This window comes from Arthrobacter sp. R3-55, assembly GCF_054161505.1.
In genome coordinates this window covers 1589543-1605668 of the sequence record NZ_CP096423.1, presented here as the reverse complement: position 1 = coordinate 1605668, position 16126 = coordinate 1589543, and the positions used below count along the sequence as shown (strand labels likewise).

Sequence of the window (16126 nt, the reverse complement as noted above, 5' to 3'; positions counted from 1 at the left end):
GTCAGTACCTCACTCGGGGATCGATGAGCGCGGCAATAATGTCCACGATGAAGTTGGTGACGGCAACAATAATGGCCAGCAATACGACGATTCCTTGGACGGCCACAAAGTCACGGGCGTTCAGATACTGCACCAGCTGATACCCCAGCCCTTTCCATTCGAACGTGGTTTCCGTCAGGATTGCGCCGCCGAGCATCAGGGCAATCTGCAGGCCCATAACGGTGATGATGGGGATCAATGCCGGCTTGTAGGCGTGTTTGGTCACCAACCGGAACTCGCTGACGCCTCTGGAACGTCCCGCCTCTACGTAGTCTTTTCCCAACGTGCCGATGACGTTGGTACGCACCAAGCGAAGGAAGACGCCGGCCGTCAGCAGGCCCAGGGCAAGGGCCGGGAGGACTGCATGGGAAGCGATATCCCCCAGGGCATTGAAGTTGCCGCTGCGGAGCGCATCGAGCCAATAGATCCCTGAAGGCGCCGCCAGGCCGCTCATGGTCAGCTCCGTCCGGGTGGAGGCGCGCCCGGCAACCGGGAACCATCCCAGCCACACGGAGAATGTCAGTTTGAGGAGCAAGCCCGCGAAAAAGACGGGCGTGGCGTAGCAGAGGATTGCAAAGAACCTCAGCAGGGCATCCGGTGTCTTGTCCCGGTGCCGGGCAGCGATAAGGCCGAAGGGGATGCCTACCAGCAGGGCGACGATCAGTGCATTGATGGACAGTTCAAGGGTGGCTGCCCCAAAGGTGGTAAGCACTTCCACCACTGGACGCCGGTCCGTGATGGTGGTTCCGAAGTTGCCCGTGAGCAGTTGGCCGAGGTATTCGAAGTATTGGATAAGGATGGGGCGGTCGTAGCCGGCATCGTGGATGCGCTGGGCCAGGACGTCCGGAGGGAGCCGGCCGCCTTGTGATGCCGTAATGGGATCTCCAATGACCCTCATCAGGAAGAACACCAGCGTCACCAAAATGAAGACGGTGGGAATGATCAGGAAGAACCTGATGACGATGTATCTGCCAAGCCCTCCCCCGGCTTTGGACTTGCTCTTGGGAGCAACGATCCCGGGCTCGGCCTCGGGTACCTCTATAAGTGTTGTCATTATTACCTGTATTTCCTGCCCGTGGATTGCGCAGATTGGGCTCATGCGTGCCGGCCAATGTGGTGGTCAGCAAAGGAGGCGGGACACCGGATCAGTGTCCCGCCTGCCTTCTGGTCACAATGGTGCGGTTACTTGGAAATGACTCCAAGACGGAACTTGAAGGACGGATCCAGCGTCTTGTCCACACCGTTCACGCCGCTTCCGACCACCGCGACCTGCGCACCCTGGAGCAGCGGCAACGTAGAGATGTCCTTGGCAAGCGCGTTCTGGACATCCTTGATGGCCGACTCCCGGCTGGTCTTGTCTGCATCAACAAGTTGCTTGGCGATCAGTTCGTTCACGGCAGGGTTGTTGTAGTGGTTCTTCAGGAAGCCGCCCTCCGGGAAGAACGGAGTGAGGTAGTTGTCGGCGTCGCTGAAGTCGGGGAACCAGCCAAACTGGAACAACGGGTATTCATCGGCGCGGCTGGCCTTGCTGTAGGTGACCCACTCGGTGGACTGCAGGTTTACCGTGAAGAGGCCGGACTTCTCCAACTGTTCCTTGACCATGGCGTACTCGTCTCCGGAGGATCCGCCGTAGTGGTCAGGATTGTACTGCAGGTTCAGGGCTACGGGCCCCGTGATCCCGGCGTCGGCCAGGACCTTCTTGGCCTTGTCCAGGCTCGGCTTTCCGTCATCGCCGTAGGCGTCCTTGAAGGACTCATTGGCACCGAGGAATCCGCTCGGAACGTTCGAGTACAGAGGGAGGTAGGTGCCCTTGTAGACCTGATCGGCAATGGCCTGGCGGTCAACGAGGTTGGCCACGGCCTGGCGTACTGCCAGTGCCTTGGCCGGGTCCGCGCCCTCAGCCTTGGTCCCGTATGGCATGGTGTCGAAGTTGAATGTGATGTAGCGGATCTCGCCACCTGGTCCGGTAAGGACTTTAACCTTGGAGTCCTTGCGGAGGTCGTCGATGTCCGTGGCGCTCAGGCTGCGGAAGGCAACGTCAATAGCCCCCTGCTGTATTTCCAATTTCAGGTTGGTGGGGCTGGCGTAGTACTTGATGGTGGCCGCGTCGTTGGCGGGCTTGCCCAGAACGCCCTGGTAGTCCGCGAAAGCCTTGAAGCTGACAAGTTCGTTCTTCTTGTAGCTGTCAATCGTGTACTGGCCATGGAATGCGTTGGCCTTGATGATCTCGTCGTCGGAAAGCACTTTGTCTGCCGGGAAGACTTCATCGTCCACGATCGGAGCGGCAGGGCTGCTGAGGATCTGGCTGAATGTTTGATCGTTGGCGTTCTTGAGCTTGAACACCACAGTGGTGGCGTCCGGGGCCGTGACGCTTTCGATGTTGGTCAGCAAGGATGCCGGACCGGCGGGATCGTTAATGGCTACCTGGCGGTCGAAGGAGAACTTGACGTCCTTCGAATCCAAGGTGTGGCCGTTGGCCCACTTCAGTCCGGACTTGAGCTTGACTGTGTACTCCGACGGCGAGGTGAACGACGACGATTCCGCGAGGTCGGGCACGGGCTCCGCGCCACCGGGCTTGGAGTTCAAGAGGAAGGAGTAGATCTGGTTCATCACCATGAATGAACCGTTGTCATAGGATCCGGCAGGGTCAAGCGATGTGACCTTGTCTGTGGTGCCGTAGGCGATGGGGCCGGCGGCAGCCGGGGCGGACGAGGAGCCGCCGCCGGAGGGTCCCGTGCATGCCGTCAAGGCGAGCGCGGAGATGCCCGCCAGCGCGATAGCGCCGTGGAGGGCCTTCTTGTTCAGTGCCATCTGGTGAACCTTCTGTTCGATGGATTCGGCGCGCCGCCGTGGGATATTTGTGACGGCGCACACTCTTAGTGCCTCGATTCAACCAGACTTCGCAGGTCATAAAGCGTCATTTTAGTGATTTGAGACACAAAATTTACTTTCCAGTAGCTTTGATCGCGTTCCTTGGGCCATTGCTCCGTGAGATGTGCCGGAATATCGTTGTTTCGGAGTCTCACTCACTGAAGGACCGCCCAAAGGACAAAGCAGATGAGCAAGGCAGCACTCTGTGTAGGGATCAACAAGTTCAAGTTTCTCCCCCAGGCCAGTTGGCTTAACGGCTGCGTCAACGATGCCGAAGACCTTGCTTCGCTGCTTGAAAAACAGTATGGCTTCGACGGTTCCAGCATTACCGTCCTGCGGGATGCCAAGGCAGTGAAGAAAACGGTCATGGCAGCGCTCAACGCACTGGTCGACGCCGCAGTTGCGGGCACCGCCACCCACATCGTCTTCACCTTTTCGAGCCACGGCACGCAAGTGCCGGACACCAGTGGGGATGAAAGCGACCGCCTGGATGAGGCTTTTGCCTGCTACGACATCAATAACTCGGGTGAAGATTGGGATGTGGACACGGTAATCACCGACGACGAGCTGGCCACCCTGTTCGCACGCCTGCCTGAGGGCGTCTTGATGGATGTTGTGCTGGACACCTGCCACAGCGGAACGGGGCTGAAGTCCTTGGACCTCCTTCCGGGACGCCGCCCCCGTTTCCTTCCGGCTCCAACGCCCCGGGCGGTGATTGCCAATGAATCCAAGGACATCCGCAGCCTGCGGGACATGGTTAAGACAGCCAGGCTCTCCGCACCGGTACTGATGGCGGCCTGCCGCTCCGACCAGACGGCTGCCGATGCCTTCATCGAGGGCCGGTACAACGGTGCGTTCACCTACAACTTTGTGAAGTCCCTCCAGGGTGACGGCACCGTGGGGCGGGCCGAGATCCTCAAAAAGGTCAGTAAAGGCCTCAAGGCCGGGGGCTTCGATCAGATCGCCCAACTGGAAGGCACGACGGCGGCACGCAAGGCGGCGTGGGGCGCCTGAACCCTGTGGAGCACCTGGCTGCTCCCCGCGGAGTGATCCGCCGCGGAGTGATCCGGCGCGGAGTGATCCGGTCAGTCCCCGGTGCCATGGAACTTATCCCGGACACCCGATGACGCGGCCTCTTCGGCGTCATGATGCTGGTCCGAGCCAAACATCTGCCCTTGCCGGTCCCTGTCCATCACCGGTTTGAGCGCTGCGTACACGAGCCGGCCGCCGGCATCAAAGCGCAACAGCCCTCCCCCACGGATGTCCACGAAGTCCCTGCGGGTTTTCAAGCCCAAGCGGACATAAGCCTCCCGCCGGCTCATCCGGACCGTCTGGATGAATGAAGCACCAATCTCGGAGATGACGAATCCGTCCGGGGATACACGTTCGGAAGTACGGACCCGGGTGGAACTGAGGGGCGTGCGGCGCTCCAGCCTGGCAGCTTCCAGGAGCCGGGGGTTCTCCCAGACAAAACGCTGCACCTCCTGGGGATCGGAGCCCAGGGCTGAAAGCCGGACGGGATAACGAAGCCCCTGGTAATTGTCCACCCCGCTGATGTTGTTCATGGAAACCCGACGGATTCCGATGGCGGAAAACTCTGCTTGGAGGGCCTCGCGGTATCCGTAGTTGTCTTCGGGAACCATGTCCAGGTCAGCGGCGATGATGCCTCTGAGCAGATCCCGCCACGAAACATCGACCGGGGGCATATAGGAGAGTCCACGGATCACCATCCTTAGGACCCGAAGAGCCACGATTGAGCCGGACTCGGCCTTCTGTTGCAGGCTCTGGCCGTCCCCGAACCGTGCGTTCCGCTCCGACCACAGCCTCTGGACGGACCGAAGCACGGCCCCCACCACCACGGCTCCCCGCGCATGGGGCTCCGGCAGCGACTGCCAGTCTTCGGGCACCTTGCCAACGAAAGGCTCCCGCAGTGGGCCGCGAGCGAAGAGGTCACGTGCAAAATCGAAGAGGGAACGCATCAGGACCGCATCATCGACCACTTGGCCGGCCTCAAAGCCACCGGCGGCGGCGTCAAGTTGCCGCGCCACGACGTCGCGGGAAGAAAACACGGACAGGATGGCAACAATGTCGGCCAACGCCTCGTGCATGGCCAACTGTTCCATGGTGGCCATCTGGTCAGCCCATGCCGGCCGGAACCCGTCCAGGATCGCATGTGTCACTTCGTGGGCCACGATGTCCCGGTAGAGGGCCGTGGGGACTTTGTATCCCATCCGATCCACCGAACCGAAGCGGATGATGTTGGTGCCGCGCTCGTAGCCGGTGTCCGTGGCGGTGATCAGGTCACGGGCCTTGAGGACCACTCGGCCTTCCGGATTCCATGGCATGCGTCTGCCAAGGGTCGTTTCAAAGATGTCCAGAGTGTTCATTGCCACGCCATAGACGTGTTGGGCCAGGAACCGGGTGTCATCGAGGAGTTCACGCAAACCGGCCGGCGGAGGTTCGGAGATCAGCTGCCAGGGATCCCCTTGCTGCGTCAGGGTGACCGGGGAGACTGTGGTGCCGCGCCACTTCCTGATATGGATCGCGTAGCGGTGCCCCGTAGGACCTCGTCTGAGGCGTTCCACCGGGATGCGGACCTGTGTTGTCAGTGGAGGTGCCCCCGCAGTGCCAAGGGGACCCTCCGCCAGAACGGTAACGGAGACCATCTGCCCGGCTTTGATGTCTCCAGGGCTCTTTTTTGGAAATGCCACAGCCATCGCCATCCCGAATGCGGACCCCAAACACCGCAGCGGAAGCGCTGCTTAGCCCAGTATGGAGGCGCAACATTGCCGAGGCAATGGCTCGTGGAGGGATTGGCGCCAGAGGCGACGGACCTTAGAGTGCCACGCGCTGGAGCGAACGGGCGGCGTCGATGGTGGCCTGCCCCAGAACCCGGCTGCCCTGGTAGAGGACTACCGTCTGCCCCGGAGCCACTCCGCGGAGCGGATCGGTCAGGGTGACTACGAGTTCGTCCCGCTCCACACCGGAATCGTCCTGGACGGATTCCACGTGTGCACGCGCCGGAACGGGATCCCCGTGTGCCCGTACTTGGGCATGGCAGTCAAACTCTGCACCGGTAGCAACTTCGGCGATGGGCAGGCCTGCCCATGAAACCTTGATGCCGCGGATTTCGTCGATGGCAAGCAGTGCTTCGGGGCCCACTACCACTTTGTTTTCCTTGGGACGGATCTCCAGGACAAAGCGCGGCTTGCCGTCAGCGGCAGGGGTTCCCAGCTTCAGTCCGCGGCGCTGTCCCACCGTGAACGCGTTGGCGCCAGGATGTTCGCCAACCTTGGTCCCGGTCTCGTCAACGATGTCGCCGGTGGTCATGTCGATCTTTTCAGCCAACCACCCGCGGGTGTCGCCGTCGGAGATGAAGCAAATATCGTGGCTGTCCGGCTTGTTGGCCACCGAAAGGCCCCGCCGCTCCGCTTCCGCGCGCACCTCTGCCTTTGAAGGCGTGTCCGCCAGCGGGAACATGGAGTGCTTGAGTTGCTCGTGGGTCAGGACGCCCAGGACGTAGCTCTGGTCCTTGGCCCAATCGGCTGCGCGGTGCAGTTCACGGTTGCCGTCGGCGTCTTCGATCACCTTGGCGTAGTGTCCGGTGCAAACTGCGTCAAAGCCGAGCGCAATGGCCTTCTCCAGAAGTGCAGCGAACTTGATGCGTTCGTTGCAGCGCATGCAGGGGTTCGGCGTCCTGCCTGCGGCGTATTCGTCAATGAAGTCCTGGACGACGTCTTCCTTGAAGCGCTCCGAGAAGTCCCACACGTAGTAAGGGATCCCCAGGACGTCGCAAGCCCGCCAAGCATCACGGGAGTCCTCAATGGTGCAGCAGCCCCGGCTTCCGGTGCGCAGGGTGCCGGGCATGCGCGACAACGCGAGGTGGACTCCGACGACGTCGTGTCCGGCCTCTACGGCGCGGGCGGCGGCCACGGCGGAGTCTACTCCACCGCTCATTGCTGCAAGTACTCGCATGCTGGCTTTCTGTGTTGGGGGCTGTGGCACCTGTTCCGACTCAGAACAGTCGGCGTGCCCATCCATTCTAGCTTGCAGTACAACGCCTGTGCTAAATCCCGTGATCGGTGGCTGCCGTCTCCTCGGATACCCACGTGCCTGTGGAAGAACCGGCCCGCACTTATCGCGCTCGGATCAGGAAGCCGAAGATGCTTGCCGCGCCACTGTTGCCGCTGTTTGGATGCTGGACTCGTGACCGGCCATGCCGGCCTGCCGGGCCCTTGAACAGGCTTCGGGCAGAGCCTTCAGCAGCGCGTCCACATCAGCGTCCGTGGAGCTGTGACCCAGAGTGAAGCGTTGCGCCCCGCGTGCGGCGTCCTCGTCCAGGCCCATGGCCAACAGAACGTGCGATGGACGCGGAACTCCTGCCGTGCAGGCAGAGCCTGTGGATGATTCAACGCCTGCCAGGTCCAGGAGGAAAAGCAGTGAGTCGCCTTCGCAGCCGGGGAAGGTGAAGTGGGCATTTCCGGGCAGCCGCCGCTCTCCCCCGGCACCCCGAAGCACTGCCTCGGGCACTGCAGCACGGACACCTTCGATCAAACGGTCACGTAACGCGCTCAACCGCGTCCGCTCGTCCAACAGGTTCGCGGTGACTGCCTCGGCCGCGGCGGCAAAAGCGGCAATGGCCGGCGTATCCAACGTTCCTGAACGAACATCGCGTTCCTGGCCGCCACCGTGCTGGACTGGCGTCAGCTTCACGGACCTCCCCAGGAAGAGTGCACCCACACCCACCGGACCGCCCAACTTGTGCCCGGATACTGACATCGCTGCCAAGCCGCTCCCCCGGAAATCCACTGGGACCGAACCGAAAGCCTGCACAGCATCGGAATGGACCGGTATTCCATGGGGCTTTGCCAGCCCCACGATCTCCTCCACCGGCTGGATGGTGCCCACCTCATTGTTGGCCCACATGACAGTGACGAGTGCGATTGCTCCGGGATCCCGGTCAATCTCCCGCTGAAGAGCCTCAAGCTGCACGGTGCCGGAGTCATCGACCGGAAGCCACACCACATCCGCACCTTCGTGCCGCTCCAGCCACTCCACGGTGTCAAGGACTGCGTGATGTTCGACGGCGGAACAAAGGATCCGCGTCCGGCGGGGGTCCTCGTCCCGTCGGGACCAAAACAAGCCCTTGACCGCCAGGTTGTCAGCCTCGGTTCCGCCTGAGGTGAAAATGACCTCCGAAGGGTGCGCGCCGGCTGCTGCGGCCAGCGTTTCGCGGGCATCCTCCACGGCGCGTCGGGCACGACGACCCGCCCCATGCAGAGAAGACGGATTTCCGGTTCGCGCAAGCTCCCGTGTCATCACGGCGAGCGCTTCGGCCGACAGGGGTGTGGTGGCAGCGTGATCGAGGTATACAGGCACCTTGCCATTCTACCGATGGGGGGTCCACCGATGGGGGTCCAGGACGCTTATCCCGGCGGGACCACCACAAGCTGGGCTGCCGCTTCGGCACGTGCTTTGTCCAAGGACCCGTCATCCGGGCATGCCACCGAGATATAAACCGACGATGCCGGCGCGCTGAACAACCGGGCCATCACCACAGCAGCGTTCCCGCCTTTCGCGGCCGAAGACTCCAGGGCGAGGAGCTCCACGTTGTGCTGGGGCTTATCCGAATCCTGCCCCCACCGCAGCGACACCGGCTTCAAGCTATCCAACGCAATGCCCGGATCAAGGTAACGGAAGAGTTCTTTGGTGGAGGCCGCGTCATCACCGGCAACCGCCAAGGGTCCCTGGTTGACGCTGACGCGGACTGCCAAGTTGCAGCCGTCATCCTTCCGATAACGCACCTCACCTTGGAGGCCGGAGTGAATTACGGTCCACCCCGGAACTTCCTCCAACCGGGTTGAAACCGTCACAGGATCCCCGGGAGCCAACGTGTTGCCGGCGGCCAGGGGCAGGTCCTTCGCCGCGACGGCAGCAGCATCGTGCCCGGGCGTGATGGTGGGCGTCGCCAACGAAGACTGCGACGGCGTCGGTTTCGGCGCCGTCGGATCAGGAACATTAACGGTGCAGCCAGATGCCACGGCACCAACTGCTGCCAGGGCAGCAATCCCAGCCACCCGTCGTCGAACGTTTCGCGCCACCCTCGCTCCTTGTCGCCATGCCGTGTCAGATGGCAGGGCATCTGCCGCGATCGAGTCTATCCGGCAGGCCCGCCTAGGCGAGGACCCGCAGGGCGTTCGGAACAACATCGACGTCCACCGGCAACGAGCCAATGCGCTCGCCGTCCGCGTATGCCACCACGCCCTCCGCCTCCAGCCGGACGGTGCGGACACGTTGGATCTCCACGGCGGGGTGGCTGGTGTGCTTGCCGGCAAACACTTTCGGAAAGACCATCAGGAACCGCATCCGTGACAACGGCTTGACCACAAAAAGATCCAAGAGACCGTCGTCGGGCGAAGCATCCGGGGTAATCCGCATGCCGCCGCCAATGTATTGCCCGTTCGCCACCGAAATCAGCAACGCAGGCTGGCGCCACGTCACGTCATCGGCAGTGACCACGTAGTCGATCCTTCGGAAGGAACCCAACTCCTTGAGCATGGCGAGGTTGTAGCGGCTCTTTCCCCGCGGCCACCTCCATGAGTTGGCCCGTTCGTTGACCGCGGCATCGAACCCGGCCGAGAGAACCCCGACGAAAAAAGTGCCCTGCCCATCCGCCGTAACCCGCCCGGCGTCGATTCTCCGTCCGCCTGAGGCCATCGCGCCAAGGATCAAGCGGCAGGCGGCAGGCGTGTCATGAAGGGGCAAACCCAGGAGCCTGGCCACATCGTTTCCCGTTCCGCTGGGCACTATTCCCAGCGGAACTTCTCCTCCGGCGAGCGCATTGACCCCCAAATGGACCATGCCATCGCCTCCTACCACCCAGCGCGGCCACTGCCGCGCCGGCCAACGTTTGGTCAACAAGGCGCCTCAAGTTGAGGTAATTGCCCGCTTGGAGGACGACGACGTCCCGTCCGGCGGCGCGGAACTGTGCCGCGGCGTGGTCCCCGGCATGGCGGGTCCGGCCAAAGGAGGCGGCCGGGTTGATGGCCATGACGATCACTCCCGGCTTACTGGAGGGGTTGACGGCTGCCGGTGGGGTCACATCGTGAATTATGCCAGCCGGGAACCACACACCCCGATGCCAACGTTCACATAGTGGCTGGATAAACTTGCCACTACCGCGCCTCTTTCAGAGCGCATCGACTTTTAGAGAAGGGCCCGTGCTTGGCCGAGGGCAGCAGTTCGCACTATCAGGTTCTCCGTGTTTCCGTCACTGCGACGGACAAGGAGATCAAGGTTGCCTACCGTAAGGCTGCCCGGAAAGCGCACCCCGATCACGGCGGGGAAGCGGAGATGTTCCGGCGGGTAACGCTGGCCTATGAAACCCTGATAGACCCCCGGCGCAGGGCCGAGTACGACCGCCGATACGCCCGCGGAGCATCCGGCGTAAGCCAGCCGCGGCCGGGCGACTACACAGGCACGGCCGCCCCGGGACCTTTCGCCACCGGCAGTGTCCGGCGACCTCAAACCCAGCGCAACACCGCCGGTGATCCCCCGGTCTATGTACCTGCCTTTGACGATCCGGACGAAGTCCCGCTCATTTCTGCGGCGGAAGCGGCGCAGCAGGTCCATGGACTCCCCCGGAAGCGGGGCATCTTCGGCGCCGAGGCGCGCATCCAACGTGAAATGCGAACCGTCCAACTGATCAGCCGCCAGGTGCTGCCCGCCCTGCCCGCTGCCCGGCTCATCAACGGCCTCCGCTCGCCGTCGGACAACAACCACATCGACCATGCCGTACTCTCCGGCTACCGGCTGGCCCTGGTGGGCTCCATGCTGCTCCCCAAAGGAGCGTACGCCTGGGACGGTCACTCGCTGCGCCACGGCGGCCGTTCTGTTGCTCCTCCGCAGCTGGCCCACATCGTCCGGCACATGCAGGACATCTTCCCTGAACTCAACGTCACCGGCTGGGTGGTCCTGCACAGCCCCGATGGCAACCTGCACGAGCCGGTGATCGACCAGTACGGCAAGGGCCAGTCCAGCCACAATGCTGTGGAAGTAGTCAATGCAGCAGGGCTGGTGAGGGGCCTCAAGCAGTTCCTCAGCTCAGGGCCGGCTCCGAACACGGTGGTGGTTCCGGTTCTGGCGCGCCTGCTGCGGGGAATGCACTAGCGGCGCCGCAGCCATTGGTAAAGGACCTGCCCGCTGACCTGTCCGCCACAGACTGGCCACTAAGATGGAACGGTGTTCCGCATCCTCTTCCACACTCCAGAAATCCCGGGTAATACGGGCAACGCCATCCGTTTGGCCGCCATCACCGGAGCTGAACTCCATCTGGTGGAGCCCCTCGGCTTCGACTTTTCCGACGCCAAGCTTCGCCGCGCCGGCCTGGATTACCACGATCTCGCCGTCGTCACTGTCCACAAGGACATCGATGCAGCGTGGGCGGCCCTGCAGCCGGAACGCGTCTTTGCCTACACTTCCGACGGCGAGACCTCCTATACGGACATCAGTTACCGCCAAGGCGATGTCCTCATGTTCGGTCCCGAATCCGTGGGCCTGCCGGATTGGCTCAAACAGGATCCACACGTTACCGCCCGGGTCCGGCTTCCGATGAAGCCATCCCTCCGCTCGCTTAACCTCGCCAATGCTGCGTCGATCGCCGTCTTCGAGGCGTGGCGGCAGAACGGTTTTGCCGGCGCCAAGGTCTAGCCCATCCAACGGCGCCTCAGCACCGAATACCTTTTGCAGGACAACTCCTGCCTTGGAGATTCGTTGAGGGAGCCTACGTGAGCGTGCTGCAGACCCAGGTGAAGACGGCAAGCCGCTGCACCGGCGCGCCCTCGACGCAAACCCGTGATGCTGACGGTTTCAAACGGGACGGCATATGCTGGACGGTGATGGACATCCCCAACAATCCCGGCCCCACGGTCTTCGAAGCTACCGGCCCTGCGACTGATCTGAATTCGCAACTGGCTGGCTTGCTCGAACTCGTGGCAGCAGGCAACCAACAGGCTTTCGCCGAGTTCTACCAATTGACCTCCCGGCGCGTCTTTGGCATGGCCAAACGCGTCCTGATAGACCCTGACCTCAGTGAGGACGCCACCCAGGAAGTCTTCATACAGGTGTGGCAAGGAGCGGCAAAGTTCGACCGCTCCGCCGGAACTCCGCTGGCTTGGTTGATGACCATTGCGCATCGCCGGGCCATTGACCGCGTCCGGGCCGTGCAGGCAGCAACGGACCGCGAAGCCAGATATGGTGCCGCGAGCCAAGATCCGGACCGTGACTTGGTGGCCGAAGAAGCCGACACCAACCTCGAAGCCGAAGCTGTGAGCCGATGCCTCGGGACCCTGACGGACACCCAGCGGGAATCGGTCCGCCTGGCTTACTACGGCGGGCTGACCTACCGCGAGGTCGCCGAGCACCTGGGCGCCGCCGTCCCCACCATCAAGTCACGCATCCGTGATGGATTGCTGCGCTTGAAGACCTGCCTGGGGGTGGGTTGATATGAGTGAAAACACCAGTGGAGGCTTTATCCGCAGAATGTTTGCCAACGACATCGCTACCGACCTCGCTGAGGGCCGCGTCCTCGAACTGGCGGAGATCTATGCCTTGGATGCCCTGAGCGAGGACGAACGGGCCATGATCGATGCCCACGTCAAGGACGCCCCTGAAGGTCCTGAGTTCCGTGACAGGGTCCGTGAAGCCCGCGAGACCCTCGCAGTGAGCTTCGCGCCCGAAGAAGCACCTCCTGCCGGGCTCTTCGACAACATCATGGAACGCATTACCACCGATGCTGCCGTCCAATCCCCTGCCGTGCCCGCAGCCCCTCCGGTAGTGAGTCCCGCCGTCGACGACCTCGCGGCAGCACGGGCCAAACGTGAAGAGCGCACACGGGCCGGCGGCGCACGCAGATGGATCGTGGGGGCAGCCGCTGCAGCGGTGATTGCCCTTGGCAGCATCGGAGTCGGCACCTACGTTTCGGGGCAAAACGACCCCGTCAACCAGGTACTTCAAGCCCAGGACGTCCAGAAGAAGTCCGCACCTGTGCCCGGAGGCGGTACAGCCACCATCTCCGCGTCATCGGCCAAGGATTCTTTCGTGGTGCTGATGGATGGGGTTGCACCGGCCCCCGAAGGCAAGGTCTACCAGCTGTGGACCCTGCCCAAGGACGGCTCTGCCCCTGTACCGCAGGGCACCATGGATGCTGAGACCCTGTCCAAGCCGGCCGTGGTGAAGGGCCTGTCCTCCGCCTCGTCCGTAGCGATCACCGTGGAACCCACAGGCGGATCAAGCGCCCCCACCACTGAGCCGGTACTGGTGGTCGGGCTCAGCGCCTGACTCCAACCCAGTGACCAACGACGGCGGCCGCCCCCTTGAGTGGGACGGCCGCCGTCGTGCGTTGGTCAGTTCCGCATGGTCAGCACAGCGACGTCAGAAACCGGCGATGGTGCTCGATCCGTTGACGGCCACCACGTGGAAGCCCTCAGCACTGGTCCCGGCAGGCATTCCGGCGCGCTGACCGTTCGCCAGCATCTGGCCCCTGACTACACGATCCATGCCTTCAATGTCTGGATGCTGGCTCGCATGGACGCGGATGGCATCCAACTTCGCAGTGACGTGGGCTGAGACGTCCACAAAATGATTCTCCCGGGCGTCGGGGCTGCAAATGAACCACAGCCACGGCAGCTTGTAGGCATCCAGCCCCGCCTCAGCCAGTTCCGGGTAGGCAAAGGGATTCTCCACCGCAGGGTAGACCGCACGGGTGACAGCCTCGCCGGCAGCGAGGTGGTCCGGGTGGCTCTTCTGGAGACGATCCCAGTTTCGCTCAGGGTGCATGGTCAATACGATGTCGGGGCGGATTTCCCGGATCAGTTTCACCACCTGCTTGATGACACCATGGGTCGGCTCAAGGTAGCCATCAAGCTCGTGCAGGTAATGGATATCCTTGACGCCCACCAGGGCGGCTGCCCGCTGTTGTTCCTCGGCTCGGAGTTCGGTGATCCGTTCCCTGTCCACCGGGTCAAAGCCTCCCGCGTCGCCGTCGGTCATGATGCAGTAGCTGACCTCGACGCCGGCCGCCGTCCACGCCGCAATGGTGCCGGCTGCGCCGAAGTCGATGTCGTCAGGATGAGCTGTAAAACAAAGCACCCGCTCAACACGCTCCGTGGAGGCATCGAACGGGCTCTTTGCTGACGTGAAGTCAGTAGGCAAAGGGATCAGCCTTTCCGCTTCTTGATCTCGGCAGTGGCCTGCGGAAGAACCTTGAAGAGGTCACCCACAATGCCGTAATCGGCGATCTCGAATACCGGTGATTCCGCGTCCTTATTGATGGCCACGATCACCTTTGAGGTCTGCATGCCGGCCTTCTGCTGAATAGCACCCGAAATGCCCGCAGAGATATACAACTGGGGCGAAACCGTGACTCCTGTCTGGCCCACCTGCGCGTCGTGACCGATCCAGCCCGCATCCGTGGCCGCACGGGATGCGCCCACTGCCGCTCCGAGCGCATCTGCAAGTTCCTCGACGGGACCGAAGTCACCGTCCACGCCGCGGCCTCCGGCCACCACGATCCGTGCTTCGCTGAGGTCCGGCCTGCCGCTGACCGGTTTCTCGGACCGCGAGGCGATGCGGGCAGAGTTCACCAAGGCATCTGCCGGGAGATCAATCCTGGCTACCGCAGGAGTTCCCGCAGCTCCGGACGGTGCCGGCTCAACGTTGTTGGCCTTGACCGAAAGAACGGTCACCGGGGTGGTGGCTTTCGCCGTGGTGTTGTAGGAGCCAGCAAGAACCGATTTGTGCGCGGTGCCGTCAGCCTCCACGCCCACGACGTCGGTAATGACGCCCGCGTTGAGCTTGATACCCAGCCTGCCCGCAATTTCCTTGCCCTCGGGCGAGTTGTCCAGGAGGACAGCCGTGGCGCCTGCGCTTTGCACGGCGGCGGCGAGATAGGCCGCCTTCGGGCCCACCAGGTAGCTATCCAGATCGTCCGAGGAGGGCTGGTAAACCGTGGCGACGCCGTAGGCGCCCAAGGCTGCTGCGACGTCGTCGGTAAGCTCACCTGTCAATGCGACGGCGGTCTCCCCCAGCGAGCGGGCGATGGTCAGGAGCTCCAAGCTGCTCTTCTTCAGAGCTGCTCCCGGGTTGTCAATGAAAACAAGTGCATTTGCCATGGTTGCGATCCCCTTTAGAGCAGCTTCTGTGCGGCGAGGAAGTCGACCAGCTTGATGCCGGCGTCGCCGTCGTCGGTGATGATGGTGCCGGCGGTCCGCGGCGGACGGGCCTCTGCGGATTCCACCACTGTCCAGGAGCCTGCCAAGCCCACCTGCGAGGCATCCACACCGATATCGGCTAGTGACAGGGCTGCAATCTTCTTCTTCTTTGCCGCAAGGATGCCCTTGAAGTTGGGGTAGCGCGGTTCATTGATTTGGTCGGTCACCGAAACCACTGCAGGAAGCTGCGCTTCAACGGTTTCAGAAAAGACGCCGGCATCGCGGCGGGCGGTGACCTGGTTGCCCGCAACTTCCAGGCTGGAAGCAAAGGTGACCTGCGGGAACTGCAAACGTTCGGCCAGCTGCGCCGGAATCAGCGACGTCTCACCGTCCGTGGATGCCATGCCGGTCAGGACCAGGTCCACCGGGCGGCCGTCAGCCGAAAGGTGCCTGATGGCAGCTGCCAATGCCAGCGAGGTAGCCGCTGCATCGGACCCGGCCAAAGCGTCATCGCTGAGGTGGACGCCCGAATACGCACCGATCTGCAGCGACTTCTTGACGGCATTGACTGCCCCTGCCGGCCCCATGCTCAAAGCAATGACCTCGTTGCCGGCCTTGGGCCCGCCGCGTTCCTCGGCCAGCTGCAGGGCTGCCTCAAGTGCGTACTCATCCAGCTCGGACAAGATGCTCTCATCACGGTCGGTTGTGTTGTCAGGTCCGGTGATGTGCCGGTCGAACTGCGCGTCCGGGACGTGCTTAACCAGAACGACAATCTTCAATGTCTCTTCCACTGTCTTCGAAGCAGCCTTCCATGCTTGTGGACGGCCAACCGCAAAAGCGTGGCCGCGAATTGCCCAGCGCGTGGGCTGGTCCTAGCTAAGCATATTGCCCGCCGAAAACCACTCCCAGCGTTAACCCCTGTTTCAGCCCCTGTCTGCTTTCTATTGCTCCGTCCGGCTTTCTATTGCCCCGTCCGGCCGGAGCCACGCCGGGGACGGCAGAACGGC

Annotated in this window: 16 protein-coding genes; 6 read left to right on the top strand and 10 right to left on the bottom strand. The window is 62.7% G+C overall.

What is annotated here, in order from left to right; translation table 11 throughout:
• Nucleotide 1: 1 nt before the first annotated feature.
• Both M1D51_RS07545 and M1D51_RS07540 read right to left on the bottom strand, forming a co-directional pair.
• A complete protein-coding gene (locus M1D51_RS07545) occupies nucleotides 2–1093 on the bottom strand; it encodes an ABC transporter permease (RefSeq protein WP_458109097.1) in 1092 nt (363 codons plus the stop codon).
• A 128-nt stretch (nucleotides 1094–1221) separates the two neighbouring features.
• The gene (locus M1D51_RS07540; protein ID WP_458109096.1) at nucleotides 1222–2850 is read right to left on the bottom strand and encodes an ABC transporter substrate-binding protein; all 1629 of its coding nucleotides are present in this window, start codon (nucleotides 2848–2850) and stop codon (nucleotides 1222–1224) included.
• A 246-nt stretch (nucleotides 2851–3096) separates the two neighbouring features.
• Between M1D51_RS07540 and M1D51_RS07535 the strand changes: the two genes are divergently transcribed.
• Entirely contained in the window at nucleotides 3097–3924 is an 828-nt protein-coding gene (locus M1D51_RS07535) for a caspase family protein (protein ID WP_458109095.1), read from the top strand.
• Nucleotides 3925–3995: 71 nt separating this feature from the next.
• On the opposite strand, the gene M1D51_RS07530 is transcribed toward M1D51_RS07535, so the two are convergent.
• From M1D51_RS07530 to M1D51_RS07510, 5 genes are all read right to left on the bottom strand, one after another.
• Complete coding sequence (locus M1D51_RS07530) at nucleotides 3996–5621, bottom strand: hypothetical protein (protein ID WP_458109094.1); 1626 nt, start codon at nucleotides 5619–5621, stop codon at nucleotides 3996–3998.
• Nucleotides 5622–5745: 124 nt separating this feature from the next.
• Entirely contained in the window at nucleotides 5746–6867 is a 1122-nt protein-coding gene (gene mnmA / locus M1D51_RS07525) for a tRNA 2-thiouridine(34) synthase MnmA (protein ID WP_253951462.1), read from the bottom strand.
• 192 nt (nucleotides 6868–7059) lie between these two features.
• Nucleotides 7060–8289, bottom strand: a complete 1230-nt coding sequence (locus tag M1D51_RS07520) for a cysteine desulfurase family protein (RefSeq protein ID WP_458109093.1) — start codon at nucleotides 8287–8289, stop codon at nucleotides 7060–7062.
• A 47-nt stretch (nucleotides 8290–8336) separates the two neighbouring features.
• A complete protein-coding gene (locus tag M1D51_RS07515) occupies nucleotides 8337–9011 on the bottom strand; it encodes a hypothetical protein (protein ID WP_458109092.1) in 675 nt (224 codons plus the stop codon).
• A gap of 73 nt (nucleotides 9012–9084) precedes the next feature.
• Nucleotides 9085–9771, bottom strand: a complete 687-nt coding sequence (locus M1D51_RS07510; protein WP_458109091.1) for a diacylglycerol/lipid kinase family protein — start codon at nucleotides 9769–9771, stop codon at nucleotides 9085–9087.
• On the opposite strand from M1D51_RS07510, the gene M1D51_RS07505 reads away from it, so the two are divergent.
• The 5 genes from M1D51_RS07505 (at nucleotide 9770) to M1D51_RS07485 (ending at nucleotide 13248) form a co-directional block, all read left to right on the top strand.
• Entirely contained in the window at nucleotides 9770–10066 is a 297-nt protein-coding gene (locus M1D51_RS07505; RefSeq protein ID WP_458109090.1) for a hypothetical protein, read from the top strand. The genes M1D51_RS07510 and M1D51_RS07505 overlap by 2 nt on opposite strands.
• 68 nt (nucleotides 10067–10134) lie before the next feature.
• The gene (locus tag M1D51_RS07500) at nucleotides 10135–11079 is read left to right on the top strand and encodes a J domain-containing protein (RefSeq protein ID WP_172323510.1); all 945 of its coding nucleotides are present in this window, start codon (nucleotides 10135–10137) and stop codon (nucleotides 11077–11079) included.
• Between the two features lie 72 nt (nucleotides 11080–11151).
• Nucleotides 11152–11619 (top strand): tRNA (cytidine(34)-2'-O)-methyltransferase, encoded by a 468-nt coding sequence (locus M1D51_RS07495; RefSeq protein WP_458109089.1) that lies wholly within the window; start codon nucleotides 11152–11154, stop codon nucleotides 11617–11619.
• Between the two features lie 188 nt (nucleotides 11620–11807).
• Nucleotides 11808–12413, top strand: a complete 606-nt coding sequence (gene sigK / locus M1D51_RS07490; RefSeq protein ID WP_458109559.1) for an ECF RNA polymerase sigma factor SigK — start codon at nucleotides 11808–11810, stop codon at nucleotides 12411–12413.
• 1 nt (nucleotide 12414) lies between these two features.
• The gene (locus M1D51_RS07485; protein ID WP_458109088.1) at nucleotides 12415–13248 is read left to right on the top strand and encodes an anti-sigma factor; all 834 of its coding nucleotides are present in this window, start codon (nucleotides 12415–12417) and stop codon (nucleotides 13246–13248) included.
• Nucleotides 13249–13341: 93 nt separating this feature from the next.
• Here M1D51_RS07485 and M1D51_RS07480 read toward each other — a convergent pair whose 3' ends face one another.
• From M1D51_RS07480 to M1D51_RS07470, 3 genes are read right to left on the bottom strand one after another with little or no spacing between them, the layout of a single operon-like run.
• Nucleotides 13342–14121: a PIG-L deacetylase family protein gene (locus M1D51_RS07480; RefSeq protein WP_458109087.1), complete on the bottom strand. Its 780-nt coding sequence runs from the start codon at nucleotides 14119–14121 to the stop codon at nucleotides 13342–13344.
• 5 nt (nucleotides 14122–14126) lie between these two features.
• Nucleotides 14127–15080, bottom strand: a complete 954-nt coding sequence (locus tag M1D51_RS07475) for an electron transfer flavoprotein subunit alpha/FixB family protein (RefSeq protein ID WP_458109086.1) — start codon at nucleotides 15078–15080, stop codon at nucleotides 14127–14129.
• 14 nt (nucleotides 15081–15094) lie between these two features.
• Nucleotides 15095–15898, bottom strand: a complete 804-nt coding sequence (locus tag M1D51_RS07470; protein WP_172323520.1) for an electron transfer flavoprotein subunit beta/FixA family protein — start codon at nucleotides 15896–15898, stop codon at nucleotides 15095–15097.
• Nucleotides 15899–16126 lie beyond the last annotated feature (228 nt).